The organism is Variovorax sp. DXTD-1 (assembly GCF_003984625.1).
Classification (GTDB): Bacteria; Pseudomonadota; Gammaproteobacteria; order Burkholderiales; family Burkholderiaceae_C; genus Variovorax.
The window spans coordinates 1-15936 of record NZ_RWKH01000026.1 but is presented as its reverse complement, the minus strand read 5'-3'; the positions used below and the strand labels follow the sequence as shown (position 1 = coordinate 15936).

The following is a 15936-nucleotide window of genomic DNA, read 5'->3' as shown; positions in this document are numbered from 1 at the left end:
GGTGACGGGGACAGTGGCCGCGAGGGGTTGGACATGGCCCCTCGGCTACAATGCATCGCAGTATAAACGGCTGCTGCCGTGTACATTCCGGGTGTTTTCGAGGCCCGCACTTCCCAATCTTGCCGAGGCTTCATGAAGCACGTCGCGTTCTCCAAACTCTCCATCGCCTTTGCACTGCTCTTCAGCCTGTGGGGTTCCGCCGCGTACGCCAACGACTACGACGACGTCAACACGCTGCTGCGCCAGGGCAAGTCGAACGAGGCACTCGCCAAGGCCGATGCCTACATTGCCGGCAAGCCGCGCGATCCGCAGATGCGCTTTCTGCGGGGCGTGATCCTCACCGAGCAGAAGAAGCAGAACGAGGCCATCGCGGCGTTCACGCAGCTGACGCAGGACTTCCCGGAACTGCCCGAGCCCTACAACAACCTGGCCGCGCTGTATGCGGCGCAGAGTAAGTTCGACCAGGCGCGCGCCGCGCTGGAACAAGCGCTCAGGCTTAACCCCAACTACGCCACCGCGCATGAAAATCTCGGCGACGTGTATGCGCGCCTGGCTGCCCAGGAGTATGTGCGGGCGCAGCAATTCGCCAGCACCAACGCCAGCGTCGCGCCCAAGCTCTCGCTGATCCGCCAGATCTTCAACCCGAAGTCCGAGGCGCAAGCCGCAACGCTGCCGCCGCCCCCGGCGGAAGTTCGCAAGCCGGTCGGCCGCCCGAGCAAGTAACCGGCCGCACGCCCACCCTGGCCGCGGCAGCTTGCGTTGCTCGGCCCGCACCCCACATCATTCGCACACGGAGCTTTCCTTGACGATCCAAGCCTTGTTCAATTTCCCGTCCACGCGATTCAGCCGCCGCGGTGCCTTCGCGCTGGCCGCCGCCCTCGCCTTTGCCGGTGCCGTGCATGCCCAGCAGCCCGGGCCTCGCGTGAAGCTCGCGACCTCGGCCGGCGACATCCTGGTCGAGCTCGACCAGGCCAAGGCACCCAAGACCGTCGAAAACTTTCTGCAGTACGTCAGCGACAAGCACTACGACGGCACCGTGTTCCACCGCGTGATCGACGGCTTCATGATCCAGGGCGGCGGCTTCACGGCCGAGATGCAACAAAAACCCACGCGTCCGCCCATTGCCCTCGAAGCCAACAATGGACTGAAGAACGACAGGTACACCATTGCCATGGCGCGCACCGGCAACCCGAATTCCGCCACCTCGCAGTTCTTCATCAATGTGAAGAACAACGACTCGCTCAACGCGCCCAACCCGGACGGCTATGGCTACACCGTGTTCGGCCGCGTCGTGGCCGGCACCGACGTGGTCGACAAGATCCGCGCTGTTCAAACCGGTAACAAGGGCGGCATGCAGAACGTGCCGCTCGAGCCCATCATCATCAAGTCCGCCACACTGGCGAAGTAATTTCTCGAACACATCCGAAAGAAGGACTCCCTCATGAGCAACCCCAAAGTCGAACTGCACATCAAGAACTACGGCGTGATCACGCTCGAGCTCGACAGCGCCAAGGCCCCCAAGTCGGCCGAAAATTTCGTCAGCTATGTGAAGAACGGTCACTACGACAACACGGTGTTCCATCGCGTGATTCCGGGCTTCATGGTGCAAGGCGGCGGCTTCGAGCCCGGCATGAAGCAAAAGCCCACCGGCGCCGAAATCGAGAACGAAGCCAACAACGGCCTCAAGAACGACAACTACACCGTGGCCATGGCCCGCACGAGCGCCCCGCACTCGGCCACCGCCCAGTTCTTCATCAACGTGGCCGACAACGGCTTCCTGAACCACACCGCTCCCTCGGCCCAAGGCTGGGGCTACGCGGTGTTCGGCAAGGTCACCGGCGGCACCGACGTGGTGGACCAGATCAAGGCCGTGAAAACCGGCCGCAAGGGCTTCCACGACGACGTGCCGCTCGAAGACGTCGTGATCGAGAAGGCTGTCGTCGTCTCCGAGTAACGACCGGCAAGAGCAGGCAGGAGCGCGACAGCGGCATGGCGGCAAATCCGGCTTTCAAGGAGCTGCTCGCCCCGCCCACGTGGCGCACCGTCGACCTCATTTCCGACCTGCATCTGCAGGCCGGCGAGCCCGCCACCTTCGAGGCCTGGCGGGGCTATTTGCAGACCACGCCGACCGATGCGCTGATCATCCTCGGCGACCTGCTCGAAGTGTGGGTGGGCGACGATGCCGCCGCCCCGCCCGGCTTCGAGGCGCAGTGCGCCGAGCTGCTGCGCCGCACGGCCGAACGGCTGCCGGTGTACTTCATGCACGGCAACCGCGACTTCCTCGTGGGCCCGGCGCTGGCGGCCCAATGCGGCTTCACGCTGCTGGACGATCCCACGGTGCTGGTGCTGCACGGCGAACGCTGGCTGCTGAGCCACGGCGACATTCTTTGCCTGGAAGACACCGACTACCTCAAGTTTCGCGCCCAGGTGCGCACGCCCGAATGGCAGGCTGCGTTCCTGGCCAGGCCGCTGGCCGAGCGCCGGGCGCTCGCACGATCGATGCGTACGCAAAGCGAAGACCGCAAGCACAACCCGGCGGCGCTCTGGGCCGATGTGGATGGCGGTGCCGCACGCCAATGGCTTGAGCAGGCGCGCGCACGCACGCTGGTGCACGGCCACACGCACCGGCCCGCCGACCACGACCTGGGCGACGGCCTCCAGCGCATGGTGCTGAGCGACTGGGACGTGGCCGCCCATCCGCCGCGCGCGCAGTTGCTGTGCCTTTCGCCCGCCGGCGCGCAACGCGTCGATCTGCGCTAACCACCGCAATGTTCAAGTGGCTGCGCCGGTTGCGCGCCCTGCCCCCGATTCCGGAGGCTGCCTGGCAGGCAGCGCTCGAGCGCTATGCCTTTCTGGGCGAATTGCCTCACGCCGCACAACAACGTCTGCGCACCCTCACCGCCGAATTCCTGCGCGACAAGGAATTCCATGGCACGCAGGGCTTCGTCATCACCGACGAGGTCGCGCTGGCGATTGCCGCGCAGGCGGTGCTTCCGGTTCTGAACCTGAAGGGCGGCCTGGACTGGTACGACGATTTCGTCGGCATCGTGGTGCATCCGTCCGAAGTCGTTGCGCGGCGCAAGATCGTCGACGAAGCGCAGGTGGTGCACGAATACGACGAGGTAGTGGCCGGCGAGGCCATGGACCGCGGCCCGGTCATGCTGAGTTGGCAGGACGTGCTCGCCAGCGGCATCACCACGGGCGGCGGCTACAACGTCGTGATCCACGAGTTCGCCCACAAGATCGACATGCGCGGAGGCGATGCCGACGGCTGTCCCCCGCTGCCGCCGGGCTTTGCGGGCAAGAAAAGCGCGCGCGAGGCTCGCGCCGCATGGCTCTCGGTGCTGCAGCCCGCGTATGAAGACTTTCGCGAGAAGACGATCCTTGCCGACCGCTTCGGCGCCGAGCCGCCATGGCTCGACGACTATGGTGCGACATCGATCAGCGAATTTTTCGCGGTGGCCTGCGAGGCCTACTTCGTGAATCGCTCGTTCTTGGCGCGGGACTTTCCTTCGGTGCTTGGGCTTTTCGACGAATTCTTCGGAAGCAGCCAGTCCTGATCGTCGAGCGAATAGAAAAGAAAAAGCGCCCTGCCGGGCGCCTTTTTAATGAGGGAGAACTCGCCTACTTTCGCAGCAGCGCCTTCAACGCGTTCTGCAAACGTCGCGCGCTGGCCGCATCGTGCGCGGCAGCCAGCACCTTGCCGGCGTCCTGGCCCCATGTCTGGGCCGGCGGCGGATCGCCGCGCTTCGTCAACAGCTTGAGCTGCAGCGCACGGCGTGCGTCTAGCTGCTCGGCGGGCGTCGACACTTCGGCGGCCATTTCCAGGCGCAGCAGTGCTTCGGCGGCTTCATCGGGTGCGGCCTTGGGCGCCGAACCGATGGCCTGAGACCAGCCGCTGCGCACCGCGGGCGTGACCGCGCGGCCCAACTCCTGAACGCTGGGCAGCTTGGATGCATCTCGCTGCTCCCATGCGCCGAGCACTTGCGTGAGCGCCTCACCGTGGGCCTGGGCCGCCAGCTTGCGCAGCGCCATGTCCGCACGCTCAAGGGCTTCGCGCTGCGCGCGGAAGGCCGCGTCGCCGAGCCGCGGACCTCGGTCTTCGAAGCGCGGCGGACGGTCGCCGAAGCGTCCGGCCGGTGCGCCGCGATCGCCGCGGTCGCCACGGCCGTCGGGACGAGGCGCTCCACGCTCGCCCGGGCGACCAGGGCCGCCCGGGCCCGGACGGGCGCCATCGCGCCGATCACCGAACCTGCCGCCTGCACGGCCTGTCGGGGCTGTTTCGGCCTTCCTGTTGCCGGGGCGGTCGTCGCCGCGCACGGCAACCACCGGCTTGGGCGCCGGCTTCGGCGGTGCGGGCGGGGCCTTGGCTTCTTCGGCCGCAGCAGGCTCGCTGCCTTCGTGTGCTGCGCTGTCGGCTCGCGCCGATGCATCTGCACCGTCGGCAGGGGCCACCAGATCGGGATTGGCAGCAGGTGCCGATTCGGCACGCGTGCCCGGCAACGCTTCCGCATCGCTCGAGCCGGGGGCCTGCTCGGCGCTCTCGCCAAATTCGGCCGCGGCCTGCCCAGGTGCAACCACCTCGGTAGCGCCCACCGAAGGTCCGTCGCTGGAGGGCGCGGGTGCCGGCGGGGGCGCCTCGCCGCGCAGCGCGGCTTCGAGCCGGGCGATGGCGGCGCGAATCTTCTGCACGTCGCCGCCGGCGTTGGCAGCGTCGAGCGCCTTGGACGCCTCGAGCACATGGCGGTCGTGTTCGCTCATCGCGGTCGCAGACTTCTCGCGCTCTGCCGTCTTGCGATTGAAGGCTTCGTCGATGGGTGCGCGGAAGGCGTCCCACAGCTTCTGTTCGTGGCGGCGGTCGAGCGGCACGCTCTGGGCCTCCGCCTGCCAGCGCTGCTGTAGCGCCTTGACGGCGTCGATGCGCAGCATGGGCTGGGCACCAAGCTCGGCGGCCTCGGCGATCATGGCCTGGCGCCGTTCGATGCTGGCCTTTTGCGCAGTCTCGAACGGGGCGCGCGCGGCGCCGAATGCTTCGTTCCACTGCGGCTGCAGCTCGGCAAAGAGCTTCTCGCCCACGTGACCGGCATCGCGCCAGCGGTCGGCGAACTGGTGCAGTGCGCGGTTGTGCGCCTTCAGATCGGAAGGCTCGGCGTGCTCGGCCGCCCAGGCCTTGACCTCTTCGATCAGCGCCACGCGGTGGGCGCGGTGCTCGGCCGCATCGGCGCGAACCTTTTCGAGCCAGGCTTCGACCACCTTGTGGGCCTCGTTGCAGGCTTCGTCGAAGCGCTTCCACAGCGCATGGTTGGGCACGCCGCCCTGGTCGGCCTGCTTCCACTGGTCGCGCAGCGAACGCAGCGTTTCCTGCATCTTGCGGCCGCCGAGGGCCTGGCCTTCGGGGCGCTTGAGAAGGCCCTCAGCCTTGGCGACGAGGTCTTCGCGCAGCTTGTCAGCGCTCCAGCGCTGCCAGCCTTCGAGTTCGCCGGCCGCCACCAGCGCCGCATGCACGCGTGCTTCGAGCGGGGCATCGACAAGCTTGCCGTGTTCCTTCAGCACCGCACGCAGCGCGGAGGCCGCACCTGCGCTGGCCTTGCCGTGACCTTCGGCGGTTTCCTGCTCGAGCTTGGCCAGGGCCACTTGCACGGCATCTTGCGCAGCTGCGCGCACTGCGGGGTCGACCTTGGGTGCAGCCGGCTTGGCGGGTGCGGCCTTGGGCGCCACCACCTCACCGCGCGCGGCGCGCAGCTCGTCGGCCCACACGGGCACCGGCGGCAGGGGTGCCGCGGGGTCTGCAGCCGCGGCTTGCGCCTGGGCCAGCGCCGCATGGAACGCATCGGACACGACCAGCAATTGGGCCTTCGATGATTCGAGCTGCGGGGCAAACCTGGCGTCCAGGCTGGTCCAGTTGGCATCGGACGTGATGTCGGCGGCCTGTTGCTGCCAGTGGGTCACGTCGGCACGCAGCGATTCTTCGGCGGCCTGGGCGTCCTGCCAGCCCTTGGTCGAGAGCACTTCGAAGCGCTGCGCAAGCAGCACGGCGGCTTCGCGGTGCACCTGGGCGCGGTGTTGCAGGTCTTCGATGCCCTTCACGCGCTCGGCGAGTTGCACCTTGAAACCGGCCAGCGGCTCGCGCGAGAGCGGCGCACCGGCCTTGGCGGCATCGCGCTGCCAGGCGAGCGCGTCGGCAATGTTGAGCTTGGACTGACCCAACAACGCCTCGGCCTTTTGCGCCCATTCGGCGGCAATGGCTTCCTGGCCCTTGGCGCGCTTGAGTTCGTCGAGCTTTTCGCGCAAGAGGCGCGCCGCGCCCTTGTCGCGGCCGCTCAGCTCCTTGAAGACTTCCTGCATCTGCTCGGGCGCGGGGTTGCCCGCGAGCCAGTCGCGGATGCGCGCGGCGCGCTCGCCCGAGGTTGGCGCGGTGAAGGCGCCGCCGGTGAGCGTGTCGAGGGCCTGGAGGTCGTGTGGCTTGGAAGAAGTAGAGGTCACTTGCGCGAGATCGTTGTCTGAAGAGAGAAAGCGAAGGCGCCGGCAAAGGCCGGCGCACATCGACATTTTCACCCAGTTGTGGCGGGCGGTTGAATTCCATGCCGGGACAGCAGCCAAATAGCTGCCGGAAGGCCCGGGCGGCGGCCTACATATATAGCGGGCCGGCGCAAAAAACCAAGTGCTCTTCTGCCCTACTTCATGGCCAAGTTGAGTTCGGCGCCCGGTTTCCAGTCAGCGCCGCTTGCCTTGGTTTTCACGGCGCCAAGGAACAGGCGGTCGCTCGGGAGCTTTTGCGCCAGGAGGTAGTCGCGTACCACGGCGCCGCGCTCCACGGCCAACTGCCGCATCGACTCTTCATCGACCGGAATGCTCGTGATCAGCAGGTTTTCCATTTCCTTCACCGGCAGGTCCTTGGCCAGCCCGACCATGTTGCGCGGCTTGGTGATGTCGGCGCGCTTGTACACGGCGGTCAGGAGCTCGGGGTATTCGGCATCGGTGACCGGCGGCACGTCGGTGCCCGCCTGGCCGCCGCGCACGGCCGCACGCCGCTTCTCGGCCTGGGCCAGCTGGCGCAGGCGCTGGCGCTGGTAGGCGTCGCGCTCCTGCTCGAGGCTGGAAGTGCCGACCACCGTCATCTGGAGGGTCGGGCGCTCCACCAGGGCCTTGACGACCTTGTCCAGACTTTCCTTGGCGCTCGCGCTGAGCACCGAGCTGCCGGGCTCGAAGGTGATGGTGCTCGATTCGCCGCTGCCCCCGCCGAGCCCACCGGTCAGCAGGCTGAACGGCGACGTCGCCGCCTTGACGATGAGGTTGATGACGGCCTTGAAGATCAGCGGGCCGATGCTGAACTGCGGATCGTTGAGCGAGCCGCGCAGCGGCAGGTCGACGTCGATCACGCCGTTGCGGTCTGCCAGCAACGCCACCGCGAGCTTTACCGGCAGGCTGTTGGGCGCGCCCTGCACTTCGTCGCCGAACTGCAGCTGGTTGAGCACCAGCTTGTTGGTGGCCGTGAGCTGGCCGTCGGCCGCGATCTTGTAGTTGACGTCCATGCTCATCTTGCCGCGCTCGATGCCATGGCCCGAATAGCGCACCGAATAGGGCGAGAGCGGCGCCAAGTCGAGATCGCGCATCTTGGCCGTGATGTCGAGCTCGAGCGGCTTGGCCAGCGGATTGAGCTTGCCGGCGATTTCCAGCGCGGCCGTCTGCTGCGCCTTGCCGCGCAGTTCCAGGTCGGCCAGCGCGGGGCGGCCGCTCTCGCCCTTGGGCGGGTTCGACGAGAAGGAACTGAGCTTGCCGGTCAGTTCGCTCAGGTCGGCCGAGTAGTTGGGCTTGACGAACAGGTCGGTGAAGTCGATCCGCCCGTTGATCAGGCTCATGGGGCCGAAATTGATGACCGGGTTGAGCCCGGCGTCGGCTCCGGCCTGCGCCGTTGCAGCAGGCGCCGAGGCCGGCCTGGCCGGCTCGGGGCTGCCGCCGACCATGGCTTCGGCCGACGCCGGGGCCCCGCCGGACTGCGGCAGGGGCGCCGTGGTGGTGCTGGTTCCGCCCAGGTTCCTGCGGGTCTTTGCCTCGGCACTGGTTGCCGCGGCGGCATTGGCTTCCGCCTCACCCTTCTTGGTCAGGTTCAGCAGGTTCAGCCGCCCGGTGGGGTCGACGATCACGCGGGCGAAGAAATCGGTCAGGGTGGTTTCGCGCACGTCCACGGCCGGTGCCGCATTGGGCGCCATGCTCACCTGCAGGCCTCGCAGGCTCAGGGTCTTCCAGCTCAGCAGCTGGTTGGTGTTGCGGTCGAAACCGGGCGACTGCGTAAGCGAGATGCTGTTGGCGCGGAAGTCGTCGAGCGCAGTGTCCCCGGCGAGCTTAAGCGTCATGCCGGCCGGTGCGCTTGCGTAGCGCACGGTGCCGCGATAGCTCGCGAACGCGCGGCGGATGTCCACATTGAGGGCATCCGCGTAGTAAGCCTTGAAGGCGTGGGCGGGAAACGATGCCACTTCGAGCCGGCCTTCGGCCGAAAGCGGCTTCAGCACCACGTGGCCCTTGTAGTCGAAGCGCCCCGGCTCGGCCCGCCGCGAGCCGATGCGGCCTGAAATCTGCAGCGGCGACGCCGTGCTGGTCTCGGGCGCGACCTTCTGCGCGTTCAGGTTGAGCGCCGTGATCTCGACCGCCACTGGCGTTGCGCTGGCCTTGTCCGCATAGGAAAGCGTGCCGTTGCCGACCGCGAGCGTGCCGATGGTCAATACCCACGGCTTGGTGTTGGCGGCGGACGATGTCGCCGCGGTCCCGGCGCCCGCCGGCTTGGGCGCGGCCACCTTGGCCTCTGCCACCGCGCCGCCGGTGGGCGTCTTGAGCCAGCGCTCGAACATCCAGCGCTTTTCGCTGTCGCGTTCTATATGTACTTTCGGATTGGTGGCGGTGAACGAGGCCACGTTCAGCGTGTGCTTCGTCATGTCGACCTCGGCGTCGACCAGTTCGGAGCGGCCGACGCTCGCCAGGGCTGTCTTCGCCTGGGTGAGCGCCAGGCCGTCGGCGGCCAGGCGCCGGGCCTTGAACTTGAGGTCAGGCTGGGCCCAGGCGATGTCGATCTGTCCGCTGAGCTTGCCGTCGAGCGTGGGCTCCAGGCTTTGCGCCAGGTAAGGAGCCGCCAGCGACAGCGGCAGCGCCTCGACTTCGGTCTGTACGTCGGCCGCCTTGTCGGTGGCGTTGCCCTTGAACTTGAGCGTTGCGCCCGCTACGGCGGTGCTGCCGTTGAACTGGGCCGGCTTTTCCATGGGCCAGGTCACGCCGGTCACATCGAGGCCGAGCGCGCTCAGGTCGACCACCGCTGCAGGCTTGACGGTTTCGTCGCGCCAGCCGATGCGCCCGCCGCTGAGCGCGATCTTGTCGACCTGGACCTTGAGCTTCGGTTTTTCAGGTGCCTTGCCGGCCGGAGCACTTGCCGGGGCAGCGGGAGCGGCCGCTACTTTTTCGGCAGCCCCGGTGGCCGGATCGGTGGCCAGCAGGTTGAGCTGGCCCTTGGCATCGCGGGCGACCGCAAGCTGCGGACTGGAGAGCGCGACTTCGCTCAGGTGGAATACAGATTCCAGCGGCCGCACGTCGGCCAGCGCCAGCTTGAGCGACTCGAACGCCAGCAAGTCGCGGCCCCTTGCATCGCCCAGCTTGGCGCCGCGGGCTTCGATGGTGCCGGTGATCTTCAGGCCGGCCGCGGGAGCCTGGGCAAAGTCGATCTTCAGGTCTGCGTCCAGACTGCCGGCTTGCAGCTTCACCGGCAAGCCGCCGGGTATGTAGCCCAGGTAGGGCACCAGGTCGAGCCCCTTGAACTGCACATGGGCGTCGGTCTTGCGGCTTTCGGCGAACGGCGTCGTGAGCGCTGCCGAGTCGAACTTGCTGCCGTTGAGGGTGAAGGCAAGCTTGGGCTCGGTGTTGATGTCGCGCTTGGAAGCCAGGTTGCTCAGGAACGGCACGTTGAGCACGAAGTCGCGCAGCTCGTGCTTGCGCTTGACGGTCTGGTCGTCGAAATCGACCGCGCCGTCCTTGATGGATATGTTGTAGATCGCAAAGCGCGCCGGCTCGGCCTTGGGATCGGGCGGCGGGCCGGCTGCGAGCTTGGCCACGATGTCGTCGATGTCGTACTTGCCGTCGGCAAGATGCGTAAGGAGGATGGCAGGCGACTCGACCAACACCGCATCGATCACCGGCGCCAGGCGCAAGAGCGACTGCAGCTCGGCATCGGCATAGATGCGCTTGATGGCCACCTGCGGCCGGCTGCCGTCGGCCGTGGCAATGCTCAGATCGTTCAGCGCGAGTTCGAGGGTCCAGGGCTTGAAGTCGATCTTGCCCACGGTGACCTGCCGGCCGAGCTTCTCGCTTGCGACCTTCTGGATCTGGCTCTTGGCGATGGGCGGAACAGCGAGCCACGCGATGGCCCACAGCGCCAGAAGAACCAGCAAGGCGACGATCCCACGCCGCGTCCATTTGTTTTGTTTGAGCGAAGCTACATCCATCGCGGGAGTGTGCCGCAAAGAGAAGCAAAGCCAGAAACAAGAAAGCCCGGCAATTCGACGAAAGTCTCATTACCGGGCTTGATGGCGGGCATAAGACCCATGCCATCGTTTCGCGCGACCGGAAGTCAATGGTTCCTGCCGTGCTGGCAGCAAGAGATTGCCGCCATGGATCCTCCATCGTTCGAGCCCTTGACTTGCACCTCGGGCTGCCGGATTTCGGAAAACCGCCTGAGAACTCAGGCGTATTCAGATTAGGCGCCGCACGCCTGCATTGCAATGCCTGCCCCCAAGGGATTTCCCTTGTGCTTCGAATCAAAAAGTTGAATTTGTTTAAATATGCAATCATATAAAGAAATAGATCCTTATGCTTGACCGAGTATTTGGCCAAGCTAGAATCCGCCTGCCCCTGGCCTGCCCCAGACCCAGCAGGGGCCCCTGAACCCGCTGCCGAATTCCCCCGGCTTGATCAGGTCGCCGCGCCCTCACCCCCTACACCTCCATGCGCGGAGCCTGATTCGTACCAATCAAGCGCCGCTGCCTTATCCATCGCCCTCCGGGCGCTGCGATCAGGTGCCGCATAGAAAGGAAGAGCGATGAACAAGGCGTTTGATGCCACAGCCCGCGGGCTAAGGACCTTTGCGTCCGATGTGGCAGACGGCTTTTTTGAGATCACCCACAACGGGTTTGCACTGGTCGGCCTGGCTATTGTGTTTGCGGCTCTCGCCCTGGTGGCGCGGCCCGATCTGCGCCAGACCGGCGAAGAGCAGCTCATGGGCTGGCTCCAGTCGCGCAAGCCCGCGCCCGAGCCCACCGACCTGGAGCCGACGGCCATTGTGCGCACCACGGCCGCAAGCCCCGGCGACCTGCCCAAGCAGCAGGCCGCAGTGGCCTACTGGCTCAGCAAGAAGTACCGCGTGGCGGCCGAGCCGTTGAGCGTGCTCGTCGCAGAGGCGTACCAACTGGGCAAGCGCACCAAGCTCGACCCGACGCTGATCCTGGCCATCATGGCGGTCGAGTCGAGCTTCAACCCGTTCGCTCAAAGCCACGTCGGCGCGCAGGGCCTCATGCAGGTCATGACCCGCGTTCACGGCGACAAATATGAAAGCGCCGGCGGCACGCTCACCGCTTTCGACCCCGTGACCAACATGCGCGTCGGCGTGAAAGTGCTGCAGGAATGCATCGCCCGCGCCGGCTCGCTCGAAGGCGGCCTGCGCTACTACGTGGGCGCAGCCAATCTCGACGACGACGGCGGCTATGCCAACAAGGTCCTCGCCGAGCACGAGCGGCTGCTGCAGGTGGCGAACGGCCGAAACCTACCGACCACGACTGCGCCCATCGTTCGCGCACAGCCGATCCCCATCGCTGTACCGCCGAAGCCGGAGCAAGCGGCCGAGCCGGTGGTCGCCGATCCTCAAAAAGTCGCACTGCTTTCCGAGGTTTCCTGAGCCCCTGCCCCATGGGCAAAACCATGGGGTGAGCTACACTCCGTTCCGTACGCGACTGGCGATAGGCGCAGCACCCTCAAAGGTGCCACGCGCTGACGTGGAATACCACTGGGAAGCGTGCCGCCTGGCATCCATTCAGGCGTTCAGCCGTTCGCCTGGGCAGCCCTTGTTTGGTTGAAGAACAAGGACCTCGTCTTCAAAGGACTGCCATGTACCAACGCAATATCCTGGTCGAACAGACCGATCCCGAAATCTGGGCTGCCATCCAGGCCGAAAACGCGCGCCAGGAACACCACATCGAGCTCATCGCGAGCGAAAACTACGCCTCGCCGGCCGTCATGGCCGCACAGGGCTCGCAGCTCACCAACAAATACGCCGAAGGCTACCCGGGCAAGCGCTACTACGGCGGTTGCGAGCATGTCGACGTGGCCGAGCAGCTGGCCATCGAGCGCATCAAGCAGATCTTCGGCGCCGACGCCGCCAACGTGCAGCCGCATTGCGGCGCCTCGGCCAACGAGGCCGTGATGCTGGCCTTCCTCAAGCCCGGCGACACCATCATGGGCATGAGCCTGGCCGAAGGCGGCCACCTCACGCACGGCATGCCCCTCAACATGAGCGGCAAGTGGTTCAACGTGGTGAGCTACGGCCTGGACGCCAACGAAGCCATCGACTACGACGCGATGGAGCGCAAGGCGCACGAGCACATGCCCAAGCTCATCATCGCCGGCGCCTCGGCCTATTCGCTGCGCATCGATTTCGAGCGCTTCGCCAAGGTGGCCAAGGATGTGGGCGCGATCTTCATGGTCGACATTGCCCACTACGCCGGCCTTGTGGCCGCGGGCGTGTACCCCAACCCCGTGCCGCACGCCGACGTGGTGACGTCCACCACCCACAAGAGCCTGCGCGGCCCGCGCGGCGGCATCATCCTGATGAAGGCGCAGCACGAGAAAGCCATCAACAGCGCGATCTTCCCAGGCCTGCAGGGCGGCCCGCTGATGCACGTGATTGCCGCCAAGGCCGTCGCGTTCAAGGAAGCCATGACGCCCGAGTTCAAGGCCTACCAGCAGCAAGTGGTCAAGAACGCCCAGGTCGTGGCCGACACCCTCACCGAGCGCGGCCTGCGCATCGTGAGCGGGCGCACCGAAAGCCACGTGATGCTGGTCGACCTGCGCTCCAAGGGCATTACCGGCAAGGAAGCCGAAGCCGTGCTGGGCGCCGCCCACATGACGATCAACAAGAACGCGATCCCCAACGACCCCGAAAAGCCGATGGTGACCAGCGGCGTGCGCATCGGCACCCCCGCCATGACGACGCGCGGCTTCAAGGACGAAGAGGCCCGCATCACGGCGAACCTGGTGGCCGACGTGCTCGAGAACCCGCGCGATGCCGCCAACATCGACGCAGTGCGCGCCAAGGTGCACGCGCTCACGAGCCGCTTCCCTGTCTACCGCTGATCGTCCGCAAGACCTGGCCGCATGAAATGCCCCTTTTGCGGTCATCTTGAAACGCAGGTCGTCGAGACCCGCGTTTCGGAGGACGCCGATTTCGTGCGCAGGCGCCGCCAGTGCAGCGCCTGCGACAAGCGCTTTACAACGTACGAGCGGCCGGACGTCAACTTTCCGGTCGTCGTAAAGAAGGACGGCAGCCGCGCCGACTTCGACTCGACCAAGGTGCGTGCGTCGATGATGCTGGCGTTGCGCAAGCGGCCGGTGAGCATCGAGCAGATCGACAACGCACTGCTGCGCATCGAGCAGAAGTTGCTGGCCAGCGGCCTGCGCGAAATCGATTCGACCAAGGTCGGCGAGCTCGTCATGCGCGAACTCAAGAAGCTCGACAAGGTGGCCTACGTGCGCTTTGCTTCGGTGTACCGCAGCTTCGAGGACGTGGACGAATTCAGGCAGCTGTTGCGGGACATTTGATCAAGAGGCGTCGCGGCAAGCCACGGCGCCCGCTCATTTGCCGACGCTGCCGCACACGCCGCTTCCGTACTCACCGCGGACATCCGGGTTGCAGACCCTGGCGCGGCCCGACGCCGACACCACGATCGACACCCTGCGGCCCGACTCGGCCTTCAGCGTGAGGCGTCTGGCGCCGAAGCCCTTGTCGCCATCTGTCGATCTGAACACGGAGTTAAAGATGGCACCGCACGGGTTGTGAAATCGATCCTGTACATCGAGATTTCTTGTCTTTCGGAGCTCACCAACCTTGCGCTCCAAGGCTGCGATCTTCGCTTCGTAGCCAGCCACAAGAGCCGCCTCGACCTCCTCGTTGCTGAGCTCGCCGCGGTCGAACTGCGTCAGCCACATCTGGATGAGGTGGCTGAGAGGGTGTACTTCCGCTGGGCATCTCGCCGACCTAGAACGCCAGAGCGAATGTCATGGCACAGCCGCAGCCTGAACTGCGCAGAGTGCCTGCGATACGGACCTCTTGAGGACTGACGAACAGTTGAGAACCGTCCACCCTCAAGGTGGACGCAGACAAGCTAGTCCCGATGGGTACCGCCCGTTAGTCAGAACAATGTGGCCAAGGAGGCGGCTGCGACCCTACCGCGCTCAAGAAGGCCCAGTTTCCCGTCCTTGTTGCGGACATCCAGGCATACGTGAAGAACCAAGTCGGCGAAAGAGCTCCGTCCGAGCGTCAACGCCTTCTGAAGCAACGGCAGCGATCCCGTACTGCACAGGAGACTATCCGGGACCTGAAGGCACAGCGCGATGCCGCGGCCTCATTGATGGTGGAGTCGAACGCCCGGATCGGCATTCTCACGCACAAGGTCCGAGACTTGGAAACTCGTCCTGAGGAACTTCAGTCCAAAGCCCGCACCTTGCCAAGACGAACAACCTCCACCTGCATCGTGCCAACGCGCTGAAGACCGAGCGACAAGGCCGCCGCATACGACAGGTCGATGATGCGATTGCGGATGAATGGCCCGCGATCATTGATTCGAACCACCACCGATTTCTGGTCGCCGGTCGATGTCGATACGCGGGCATAGCTTCCCAATGGAAGCGTGCGATGTGCGGCCGTCAACTCATTCATGTTGAAAACCTCCCCGCTCGCTGTTCGACGGCCATGGAATGGTCTGCCGTACCATGAGGCGATGCCGCGCTGAGCAGTTCTCAATTCCACTGCGCGTTGCACGTCGGCCCGAGGCGACACCGCCTCTTCAGGCAGAGGGGCAATGCACGGCTCAGGGTCTTGGACCGAAGGCACGACGGCATTTGCCACAGCACTCTGGCTATTTTGATCAGCCAACGCCACCTGCGCTTGGACATTCGCCCCTTCAGGATGCAACTGAGCACATCCGCTCAAGACGCCACACAGCCCGGCGGCCGATAGAAATAGAAGAGGTTTTCTCCTTGCGACCGAACCCTCCATTTTTCGCACGAAGTGTTCAATCGCACTGGTTGCTGCCGAAGTAACGCCCTCTCGTGAACGAGCACAAGGGGTCTTCATGGAACTGCCGCTGATCGACAATATTGTTTGATGTGGCACATCAGGCGCAATCAACGGCGTTCAACTACGGCTGCGTCTGCGTCTGCGTCTGCGTCTGCGTCTGCGTCTGCGTCTGCGTCTGCGTCTGCGTCGACGAGGCGGTGAAGTCTATTGGTTCCGACAAGGGTGCTGTGGAGGGAAGCGCAGAGATCAGGATCAAAGCAATCCCGAAGACGGTAACAGTGATGGCGGTTTTCAAGATGCTCTCTATTTGTTCGAACGGCCGTGGTAGCCGGGGCCGGGATGATATGCGTTGCCATCACTACTGGGTCGGCGCTTTGTGTGCGAAATGACCGAATCGGGATGACGCACCGATCGCTTTGCACAACGGCCACCGAAGATCGTGAAGAAGTTCACCCGGCCCGCTGCGGTGCTGAATTTTCTGACTCCCCGATTGTTTGATTGCCACGATCCGATCGCTTGCGCGTCGAACGTTTCCAGTAATTGGAAATCTGCATTGCACAATGCGGCCACTCATCGATTCGATCCATCAAATGCCGGGACTGAGCATCTAG

At 65.3% G+C, this 15936-nt stretch carries 12 protein-coding genes and 1 riboswitch; of the genes, 8 read left to right on the top strand and 4 right to left on the bottom strand.

What is annotated here, in order from left to right; all coding sequences use genetic code 11:
• Window positions 1-132: 132 nt before the first annotated feature.
• The 5 genes from EJI00_RS21495 (at window position 133) to EJI00_RS21475 (ending at window position 3560) form a co-directional block, all read left to right on the top strand.
• Window positions 133-723 (top strand): tetratricopeptide repeat protein, encoded by a 591-nt coding sequence (locus EJI00_RS21495; protein ID WP_126749512.1) that lies wholly within the window; start codon window positions 133-135, stop codon window positions 721-723.
• 79 nt (window positions 724-802) lie between these two features.
• The gene (locus tag EJI00_RS21490; protein WP_126749511.1) at window positions 803-1408 is read left to right on the top strand and encodes a peptidylprolyl isomerase; all 606 of its coding nucleotides are present in this window, start codon (window positions 803-805) and stop codon (window positions 1406-1408) included.
• Between the two features lie 33 nt (window positions 1409-1441).
• Window positions 1442-1954 (top strand): peptidylprolyl isomerase, encoded by a 513-nt coding sequence (locus EJI00_RS21485; RefSeq protein WP_126749510.1) that lies wholly within the window; start codon window positions 1442-1444, stop codon window positions 1952-1954.
• A 35-nt stretch (window positions 1955-1989) separates the two neighbouring features.
• Window positions 1990-2760, top strand: coding sequence for a UDP-2,3-diacylglucosamine diphosphatase (locus tag EJI00_RS21480; protein ID WP_126749509.1), 771 nt, complete (start codon window positions 1990-1992; stop codon window positions 2758-2760).
• Window positions 2761-2768: 8 nt separating this feature from the next.
• Complete coding sequence (locus tag EJI00_RS21475; RefSeq protein ID WP_126749508.1) at window positions 2769-3560, top strand: zinc-dependent peptidase; 792 nt, start codon at window positions 2769-2771, stop codon at window positions 3558-3560.
• Between the two features lie 64 nt (window positions 3561-3624).
• Here the strand turns inward: EJI00_RS21475 and EJI00_RS21470 are convergent, their stop codons facing one another.
• Entirely contained in the window at window positions 3625-6543 is a 2919-nt protein-coding gene (locus tag EJI00_RS21470; RefSeq protein ID WP_409514039.1) for a DUF349 domain-containing protein, read from the bottom strand.
• Between the two features lie 131 nt (window positions 6544-6674).
• Window positions 6675-10484 (bottom strand): DUF748 domain-containing protein, encoded by a 3810-nt coding sequence (locus tag EJI00_RS21465; RefSeq protein WP_126749506.1) that lies wholly within the window; start codon window positions 10482-10484, stop codon window positions 6675-6677.
• Window positions 10485-11077: 593 nt separating this feature from the next.
• Between EJI00_RS21465 and EJI00_RS21460 the strand changes: the two genes are divergently transcribed.
• The 3 genes from EJI00_RS21460 (at window position 11078) to nrdR (ending at window position 13848) form a co-directional block, all read left to right on the top strand.
• Complete coding sequence (locus EJI00_RS21460; protein ID WP_126749505.1) at window positions 11078-11929, top strand: lytic transglycosylase domain-containing protein; 852 nt, start codon at window positions 11078-11080, stop codon at window positions 11927-11929.
• Between the two features lie 41 nt (window positions 11930-11970).
• Window positions 11971-12097, top strand: a riboswitch (ZMP/ZTP riboswitch).
• A 41-nt stretch (window positions 12098-12138) separates the two neighbouring features.
• Window positions 12139-13383, top strand: coding sequence for a serine hydroxymethyltransferase (glyA, locus tag EJI00_RS21455; protein WP_126749504.1), 1245 nt, complete (start codon window positions 12139-12141; stop codon window positions 13381-13383).
• A gap of 21 nt (window positions 13384-13404) precedes the next feature.
• The gene (gene nrdR, locus EJI00_RS21450) at window positions 13405-13848 is read left to right on the top strand and encodes a transcriptional regulator NrdR (RefSeq protein WP_007836918.1); all 444 of its coding nucleotides are present in this window, start codon (window positions 13405-13407) and stop codon (window positions 13846-13848) included.
• A 33-nt stretch (window positions 13849-13881) separates the two neighbouring features.
• On the opposite strand, the gene EJI00_RS25465 is transcribed toward nrdR, so the two are convergent.
• Both EJI00_RS25465 and EJI00_RS21440 read right to left on the bottom strand, forming a co-directional pair.
• Window positions 13882-14235, bottom strand: coding sequence for a hypothetical protein (locus tag EJI00_RS25465; protein ID WP_260590810.1), 354 nt, complete (start codon window positions 14233-14235; stop codon window positions 13882-13884).
• Between the two features lie 496 nt (window positions 14236-14731).
• Window positions 14732-15382, bottom strand: a complete 651-nt coding sequence (locus EJI00_RS21440; RefSeq protein ID WP_260590809.1) for a septal ring lytic transglycosylase RlpA family protein — start codon at window positions 15380-15382, stop codon at window positions 14732-14734.
• Window positions 15383-15936: the final 554 nt, after the last annotated feature.